Below are 1,012 nucleotides of genomic sequence, written 5' to 3'. Positions count from 1 at the left end.
GTCCCAAGGTTCGGCAGGTTGAGCGCCGAATTGACGTTGACGATCACGATGTTCGTTGCCCCGGCCCATCAGGAGCGCCTTCTACCAGTTGCTTGTAGTACAAGACGTACCGTCCATGATCTTCCTGCGCAAGAAGCCCATGGGCTCCAACTCGGCCTAGGGAGCGATTATCACTGCTATTCCTAATCGAAATAGTGCGCAGCCTTTTGCAGAGCCAGCTCTATTGCCATCAGTCTACCGGCTGTTGGATGGTGTTGTCACGTTAACTGCCGCCAAGCGCATTAAGGCCGATCTGGTCGCCGGACAGGCTCAAGCAGCAATGTTAGCCGCAGACTTCCATTCCGCCATGGCGTTGAGGCGGTGGAGATGGGTGGCAGAGGCGGAGCGGTGGGAGCGGGGTAGAACGAAGAGATTGCGCACAGCGGAGAACACACTGACGAACCGCTGCAGGTACCTGGGCGACCGAAAGCCTTGCATCATCCGCTCGCGTCGCCGGAACGGTAGATGCGAATTCTCCGCCCGATTGTTGAKCCCCTTATGCGAGCGGTGTTCGACCGACGGCATGACCTGACGCCGGGCGGCCGCGTAGGAGCCGAGCTTGTCGGTGATCATTCGCCGAGGTGGGCCGCCCTGCTTGCGCAAGAGCCGTTTCAGCAAGCGCTTGCCGGCCTTGGTGTTGCGGCGCGTCTGGACGATCTCATCAAGCACATAGCCGTCCTGATCAACTGCCCGCCAGAGCCAATGCTTCTGGCCATCGATGGTAATCACAACCTCATCGAGATGCCAGATATCGCGGCGGCTTGGTGTCTCGCGCTTCAAGCGGCGACGTAATCGGGTCCGAACTTCAGCGCCCACCGGCGGACCGTCTCGTAGGAGACGACAATGCCGCGCTCGAGCAGCATTTCCTCAACTAATCTCAGGCTTAGAGGAAACCTGAAATACAACCAGACGGCATGGGCAATGATCTGGGATGGGAACCGATGGCGCTTGTAGCTGACGGGGCTGCGTATAC

1 pseudogene is annotated in these 1,012 nt (G+C 59.1%); it reads right to left on the bottom strand.

The annotated features are described in order from the left end of the window. Positions 1–309: 309 nt before the first annotated feature. A pseudogene (locus ACXJKO_RS31810) lies at positions 310–1,010 on the bottom strand (IS6 family transposase). Positions 1,011–1,012 lie beyond the last annotated feature (2 nt).

The sequence above is a fragment of the Microvirga sp. P5_D2 genome (assembly GCF_054049475.1).
Note: the sequence above shows the minus strand (reverse complement) of the source record. Positions and strands in the feature narration are given on the sequence as shown.